This window comes from Paenibacillus sp. p3-SID867 (assembly GCF_025142895.1).
Taxonomy (GTDB): domain Bacteria; phylum Bacillota; class Bacilli; order Paenibacillales; family Paenibacillaceae; genus Paenibacillus_AQ.
Genome location: NZ_JAMBDM010000047.1, coordinates 1 through 7840, shown reverse-complemented (window position 1 = coordinate 7840; position 7840 = coordinate 1). Strand labels below are relative to the sequence as shown.

5 protein-coding genes are annotated in these 7840 nt (G+C 39.6%); 3 read left to right on the top strand and 2 right to left on the bottom strand.

Annotated features, from left to right (window positions below; genetic code table 11):
• Positions 1–394: 394 nt before the first annotated feature.
• The gene (locus M4D81_RS34515; protein WP_260069677.1) at positions 395–1330 is read right to left on the bottom strand and encodes a tyrosine-type recombinase/integrase; all 936 of its coding nucleotides are present in this window, start codon (positions 1328–1330) and stop codon (positions 395–397) included.
• Between the two features lie 266 nt (positions 1331–1596).
• Between M4D81_RS34515 and M4D81_RS34510 the strand changes: the two genes are divergently transcribed.
• The 3 genes from M4D81_RS34510 to M4D81_RS34500 all read left to right on the top strand — a co-directional run bounded on the left by M4D81_RS34510 (position 1597) and on the right by M4D81_RS34500 (position 7027).
• Entirely contained in the window at positions 1597–5391 is a 3795-nt protein-coding gene (locus M4D81_RS34510) for a DUF4073 domain-containing protein (RefSeq protein WP_260069676.1), read from the top strand.
• Between the two features lie 689 nt (positions 5392–6080).
• The gene (locus tag M4D81_RS34505) at positions 6081–6284 is read left to right on the top strand and encodes a hypothetical protein (RefSeq protein ID WP_260069675.1); all 204 of its coding nucleotides are present in this window, start codon (positions 6081–6083) and stop codon (positions 6282–6284) included.
• A 14-nt stretch (positions 6285–6298) separates the two neighbouring features.
• On the top strand, positions 6299–7027 hold the full coding sequence (locus M4D81_RS34500; protein ID WP_260069674.1) for an adenosine deaminase: 729 nt from the start codon (positions 6299–6301) through the stop codon (positions 7025–7027).
• A 77-nt stretch (positions 7028–7104) separates the two neighbouring features.
• Here the strand turns inward: M4D81_RS34500 and M4D81_RS34495 are convergent.
• Positions 7105–7840 (bottom strand): IS3 family transposase (locus M4D81_RS34495; protein WP_260069673.1); only part of this gene is annotated, 736 nt, incomplete at its 5' end.

The following is a 7840-nucleotide window of genomic DNA, read 5'->3' as shown; positions in this document are numbered from 1 at the left end:
ACTAGTCATCATGCTGCTACAAAACGCTGTGAAGATAAAATAATTGAATTTGAACAACGGATAATGTGTGGGGAAAGTGGTGGGAGTGATAGATAGCCCGTTAAGCTAACGGGAAACGTTAGCTCAATAAAAAGGCGGAAGCCTGGGACTTTATTTTTCGGTCCAAGGCTTCCGCTGTATCATTTTTTAAGCCAATCTAACTTATTTTTATGAACCCGACGATTTCCAGCCACATCGATCTAAGATAGATCAGCACATCCAGTCTAATACTTTAGTTCATAGCCGCCAGGAATTCCATAGGGGTTCTCCTCAAAAGAGGCAAAACGTAGAGCTCCTAAGCTGTTTCGTTTTATCCACAATTAGGCGCTTATATAATTTATCTTTTAAGGAGACATCATGTTGAGTTGGACGTAAAAGCAGGGATCGATGGTCGCACTTTGTTCATGGCTCGTTCCTTTGCTTCATCCATTACATGTGTATAAATTTGCGTTGTAGAGATATCCTCATGTCCGAGTAGCTCCTGAACAGCTCGAAGGTCAGCACCATTACGTAATAGGTCTGTTGCAAATGAATGCCTGAACTTGTGTGCTGATAAGGGTAATCCGGAAATTTGTGGGTACTGTTTGGTTAGTGCATCGAGCGTCTTTTCAGCGATGGTTTGCACCATTCGCTTACTAATCCGTCGGCGAAACTGTGATACAAAAAAAGCAGGATCCTTGCTATTCCAGGGATTGATTCGTTCCGACAAATACATTGCTAAAAGTTGGTTTAATTCGACTGGCAGCGGGATATACCTCCATTTCCCCCCTTTACCCAAGACCCCTATATTTGAATTATCTCTGTCGTAATCAGGTATATTCAAACGAACGATCTCACTAACACGAAGTCCAGCATACGCCATTAGGGCAACTATCGAGACATCTCTTATTAGATATCTTCCTTGAATGAGTTCCAGAGAGGCATCAAGAAATTGTTTTTGTAGGTAGGCTGGTTGTCTTTTTTTCTCGACTTTCGCCTTTTCAATATCCATCGCCGGATTATGATCGGTTACCTTAAAACGAATCATTACTTTATAGAACAAGCGAATGGCAGATTGACAACGATTGCGATACCTGGCGCCTGCCCCTGTCTCTCTCACTTGGGTTAGATAGTACATAACATCAATATCCGAAACATCACCAATGGCTTTGTAATTCAAACTCAGGAGAAAATGTTTTATATCATGGAGGTAACCTTTTTGAGTATCTAAAGAATATTCTCGATCCTTCATATATACCAAAAAAAGGTTTAGTTCGCGTTCATAGTGCTCAAGAATATCCGCATACTTCACCAAATCACACCTATTCAATCGTTTAAAATCGAAATTGCGTTAAACGTGTATTTAACGCAATTTAATCATAACATGAGCGTAAAAAAAAGGAAGCAACTCCCATGTCATTACCTCCTCGTTTTGGATCCTAACATTTTTCCTATTTCTTCTTGATATCTATTGTGACAATTCCAAATACATAATATGATTAATAGGTATTTTGGAATATATTTCTATAGAATAATAGGAATTACGACATAGTCTGATAGGAGGAGTCTCGGTTAATCATGACATTTCAAAAAAAATTTAGGGTTGGGGCCCTCGCACTTGCGATTAGTACGGTGATGAGCTCTAATGCAGGCGCTGCTTCTAGCCATACCTTTACAACATTTAAGGATTTAGGTGACGCATCTCCTTGGGCGCGTTCATTAATTCAAGAAGCACAGGATAAGCAGCTGATGACTGGAGATCCAGGAGGATTATTCAGACCTCTTCAGACCGTGACACGTCAGGAGGTGGCTGCTGCTCTTGCAAAGGCATTCAATCTACCTGTTGAGGCTAACTCAGGTTCTCCATTTTCTGATGTTCCTAAGGATTTATGGAGTGCTGGTGTCATCGATGCAGTAAAACGTGAAGGATGGATGAAGGGAGACAACAATGGAGCTTTTCGTCCTAAAGACAACATTACTCGTGAAGAGATGGCAGCCATCTTGGCCAGAGCAGAGGGTTTAGATAAGTCGAATGAAATAGAAACACTAATCTCTTCTTTTAAGGATTCCGGCAATATATCTTCCTGGGCAAAGGAATCTGTAGCAACCGTTGTCTCATCCGGATTAATGATTGGGAGTAATGAGAGGTTTTCACCGCAGAAACCTATTCTCCGCCAGGAACTTGCTACTATTCTGGTTAGAATCAATTCAGACAATGGTGATCTTCAAAACATTCAACGAATAGAGAATGGTATCGTAACGATCGGAGAAGCTTCTTACACCGTAGCGGACTCTTTGAAGCCCTTGTTTCAAGATTCCAACATTCCGGTTTTAACAAACGCGGGTGTTCGTTTTGTTGCGGACAACGGACAAATAACACAAATACTTTCACTAGATATCGTCACTTCAGGCAGCGCTGCAGGAGAAGGCCAAGCTGAATTCTCAAAGAATCTGATATTCGATGGCGGCAAGGCCAGTATTGATGGCCATCTCAAGATCGCGGCAGATTTTATAACCATAAAGAATTTAAACATCAATGGTAATTTGGAAATTGGTGAAGAACTCGAACATGATTTTTATGCACAACAAGTTACTGTGAAAGGAAGCACCTTTGTAAAAGGTGGCGATGAAAATACCGTCGTATTTGACCAATCTTCATTAAAGGACATGGAGGTTAGCAAGGACGGTGTGCGGGTAGAAGCAACTAACAAGACAGTTGTTCAAGAGGTAAACATTAACTCCAGGGAATCAGGGCTTTGGGGTGACGAATCAATTACGTATCAAACAGTGAAAGTTGAAGAAAGTGCTTTCTATGTTTATTTAGCAGCACATATCAATAACTTAGAACTAAACGCGGGGTCCGGCGAAACCATTGTATCAGGTAATGGTGTTCTTGATAACGTCACAGTAAAGGGATCTGGTGAGATTTCGATACTTAACAAGGGCGCCATCGGAAAGTTAACCATTACAGACATAGAATCAAAAATCACATTACCATCCAATGTGCCCATTCAGAGCATCGTTTTACCCCCTGGAGTCTCTCCAGAACAAGTAATTAAAAACTATGATACTGTTAAATCTCAAATAGCGAAAATTAACGACGTTGACAATCCAGACTACACTACCAATGCCGGTCAGAAGGGGAGTCCTTCTACGGGAGGCGGAAATGGTTCAGGGTCTTCAAATGGGGGAGGTAGTCCATCTAACCCTGAGTCTCCACCACCTACAACTAACCCAACAAACCGTAACCCAGTCCTTTACACCAGTTATCAAAACCGAACTGCTTCATCTGCAGACGTAGTTGTAACAAGCGAAAAACCGGGAACTTTTTATTACTTAGCGATCCCGTCAGATATTGATTTCCTGTCACCTAACAAAGACCAAATTAAAAGCGGTAGCTTGCCGGGCTACGATTCGATAATCAGCGGTGAAATCAGTGTGGTGGCTAACCAAAAAACTGTATACAAGCTCGAAGGGATGGAGGAAGACAAGTCCTATAGAATATGGGCGTTTTTCAAAGAGTCTGGTGGGGGTATCGAGTCAAATGTAGTGCATCTTACTTACATCTTAAATTATCGTCCCAACTCACTTTACGTCTTGCCCTATCCAAAAGCTAATTTATCTCTAATCCGTATCCAGTTCACAGGAAAACTAGAATCACAAATCAGCAACACACTAGATCCCGCTGCAATTATTAAGAATGGCCGATTACGAAATTACGGATTTGGACACATTCCTATTACATCTATCAATTGGGACTTATCGATTCCTGATATGCCTATCTTAAATCTAAATTTTGATCCAGTAACACTTGGCGACGGAAAGTCATTCTATATCGATTGGTCTTACGAAGAGAATGGTTTATACATCATGGATACACACACTGATGGTACGATTTATAAGAAAACATTTGGTGGAAATGGTTCATATGGTGGTGAGGATGTTGTCACACTCATTACAAAACAATTGACAATCGAAGCTGGCACTAAAGAAGATCCTACTAAAGCAGATGACGTGCTGCATGTTCTGAACGCTTATCCGCATCCACTCGGGTTTGAGTTAGGATTGATAGATTTCAATGCAAAGGCTTATCAAAAAGTGCTTTCGGAATCAGATAACTACTTGACCTATGCTGATGTCCAAAAAATCATTGCTGCAGTGAATGAAAAATATCCCGCTCCATCTAGTCATGAGGCCGATGCCATCAGGTCGATGAACTCTACATCGGATGCTCATCTAATGCGATGGTTATTAAAGTCGTACGCATCTGTCTTATCGATAGATAATGCAGTGTACGAAGAACTTCATGAACTTAGTCGTATAGAAATTGCACAATCTATGATTAATCAACGTGCTCTTGATCCATTCAAGAAGTATTCAAGCATTGGCGAAATTAAGATTGCATATGAGCAGGCGTACCAAACGGTTTCTATGGTTCCAACCAGCATTCGTTTTGTTGATTCTGATAATCTAGCCGGCTATATCGGTGGTGAAATTATCTGGACGCCAGGTAAAGTCGACGATGTCGTAGATCATTACGAAATTCTTTGGGGAACTGATGGCCAGCCAACCTCAACCATTGCTAATATTGATAAACACACAGGGAACGTGTATATTTTGCAGCATGGAACAATGATCCCTGCAGGAGCAAATCAATTATTTGTACGAGCGATTTTGAAGGATGGAACGAGCACATTAGCAATCTCTATGGCGTTGGAGGATACTTTACCTCCAACTCCTTCAAGTCCTAATGTTCGTAAGGACGAAATAAAGAATCTCCTTATCGGCGCCGATGATAGTATGGAGTTCTCGATCGATGGGGGGAATACTTGGACCACTTTTGATGAGCGAAATCCACCTACCTTCCCAGGTGATGTACTTGTCAGTATTCGAGTAAAAGCAGATCCTATGAATCAGGTGCCTGCTGGATTTAATACAAACATTTCTTTTGTTGATGCTGTTAATTTGTATATCGCACACAACGATGTTAGGAATACCTTTGAATCGATTTATGCCACTTCTGCATTGGAGTATTCAGTTGATAATGGTGCCACTTGGACCACTTTCGATGAACAAAATCCACCGGAATTTCCAGGGGATATGAACGTTCTTCTACGTGAAAGAGGAGGGCAATATTTGCCTCCGGGCCCAGCCAAAAGCTTCTTATTCACTCCAAAGGTACACACGCAATTTCCAGGCAGCGATTATCTTTGGACCACCAGTACAGTAGCAGAGTATTCACTAAATGGCGGAAGCTGGACCCCGCTTCCATTTGATCAACAGGTTAAATTTCAGCCAGGTGATGTGGTAGATGTTCGTGAAGCAGCTAGAGGTGTATTTCCTGCAGGAGCCAAAGAAACTTATACATTTTAACTGGATTATTCTATAAAGCTAAAGCCCAGGCTGTTGAGAAAGTTTCGACAGCTATTTTTTTTGTGCATTTAATTCAACACGACACCGCATTAATGTACCGTTTATATTCATTTGAATTATTGTATTAGTTCTATTTTTATTGTTTTATTTCGTAACTAATTAACTAGTCGAGTTGTTACTAATAATAAGTGGTAGTTTTAAGAAGAAATAATCAATGATTTAAACTATTGAATTTATAAACTTTGAAAAATCTATCGAAGAGGATTAATGCGAACAATATTATTAAAATATGATGTAATGTTGTCCATATAAAGCCCAGTGTATCCAATAAAAAAACATGAAGCACCTCCAACAACAAGTTGTTTTTTATTAGATTTTTTATTTAAAAATCATTGTATCTAATTTACTTAAAGAAATAAATTACTAGTTTTAAAGTGTTTGCAATTCCAGTATTTTTTGGTAATGTTTATTGCATCCCAATGGTTTATATCCCATAAAAGGAAGGGTGTGTCATTTTTATTAGTTTCATCTAGAATATCCACTTGGGATCTTTACAATTAGATCAAAAGATCAAAAACTTTCAAATTTTAAAAGCGGAAAAATTCCAAATTTGTAGCACTGTGTCCTAATATTCTTAGGTAGGAAATACAATACTTTGCATTTCTGTGAACTTGAGGTGAAAAACAGCTATGAAAAATAGAAACAAAACAGGTATTGTAGTGGCCGTAATTTATTGTGTCGTCCTTTATGCGATTTTAATGGAATCTCCCCCTGGTGAAGCTCCTATTAAGCCGCCATGGTCATACGTTATGTTTCCACTTGGGGTTGTTGTTATTACCTCTCTCTTTGATTTTGTGATCAAATTTGATTTTTTCAACAAAAAGAAAAAATGAATGGAGTTTAAAAAATGAAAAAATTAAAAATTGCTAACACAATTTTGGCAGGAGTTCTACTCTCTACATCTATTTCAATTCCAGCCTTCGCTCAGGATCAGGAAAACTCACCATCTTCTTTGCCAGTATCACAAGATCAATTTGTAAGTTTCTCAGACATAGTTAAAAGCACTACCAGTAATTCTGTCACTTTTACAGATGGTTCTAAATTAGTTCAATACGACAATTACTATATTGCAACAGATTCAAATGGAGAAGAAGAGATCAAAATCACAAAAGTTGATGAGAATAAAGTAAAGACTGAAAACCTGCAAACCGGCGAAGTGAATTATATAAATAAAGAAGTTGAACCCATTCAAGAAGATCTCAATTCCTCACAACAAGTATTAGCAGCTGGTTTTGTATATAAAGGAGCAGTAAAAAATTCGACTGAGATATTATATACCAATGCCTCTGTAGTAGCAGGTGTACTTGCTTCCTTTATAGGCGGACCTTTTACTGGAAAAGTATTAGGAGTACTTGTAAGCGTTGGCGGTTACTATCTTTCTTTGCATGCACCAAGAGCCTATTGGGTAACAAAAACATATCATAAAGAAGAGAGAATAACTGATGCATATGCGACTGTAACCATTAGGCAAGACCACCACTATTATAAATATCATGATTATACTAGTTTGATAGATACTGCTTCGACAATTCAGGTCTGCATGCCTTATGGTTGTGGTCCAGTCGAAGAATATTAATATATAAATCTTAGCTTAGATAACATATTGAACGTAAAAAGTGAAGTGACCCCCAAAAGTTAGACACGATTATTTCATTAGGCAGCTTTCTCAAAATGAGTTCGGTACTGTACCGGACTCATTTTTAATTTTGCCTTTAACCGTTTGGTATTGTAGTATTCAACATACTTTTTCAGTTCTTCCTTAAAATGTTCCACACTTTCAAACTCTTTGTAGTACAGAAACTCCGACTTAAGAATGCCGAAGAAATTCTCTATGACGGCATTGTCGTAACAATTCCCTTTTCGTGACATGCTCTGGAGAATGCCACTCGACTTAAGCGCATGGCGATACGGCTTCATTTGGTAATGCCATCCTTGATCTGAATGAAGGAGAAGTTGGTGTTCTTCTGGCAGACGCTTCAGTCCTGCATCCAGCATCTCGGATACCAGAGAATAGGTTGGTCGTGAACCCATGGTATAGGTGATAATTTCCCCGTTGAATAAGTCCAAAATGGGCGATAGATACAGCTTTTCTCCAAATAACTTAAACTCCGTAATGTCCGTCACCCATTTCTCATTTGGCGAGCCAGCCGTGAACTGGCGGTCCAGATGATTCGGTGCAATCTTGCCGACGGTCCCTTTATATGACTTATACTTTTTCATGCGAACCAGGCATTGAAGGCCCATCTTCTTCATGAGCCTCTGAACCTTTTTGTGGTTAACTTTCCATCCACGGACTGCCAGTTCATCACGAGTACGGCGATATCCGTAACGTCCATCATGCTCCGCGTAAATGGACTGGATTTCAGCCTCCAACTCGGCATTCGGATCC

Excerpts from the sequence above, each read along its gene's own strand:
- M4D81_RS34510 (WP_260069676.1), top strand. The coding sequence starts at position 1,597 with ATGACATTTCAAAAAAAATTTAGGGTTGGGGCCCTCGCACTTGCGATT.
- M4D81_RS34505 (WP_260069675.1), top strand. The coding sequence starts at position 6,081 with ATGAAAAATAGAAACAAAACAGGTATTGTAGTGGCCGTAATTTATTGT.
- M4D81_RS34500 (WP_260069674.1), top strand. The coding sequence starts at position 6,299 with ATGAAAAAATTAAAAATTGCTAACACAATTTTGGCAGGAGTTCTACTC.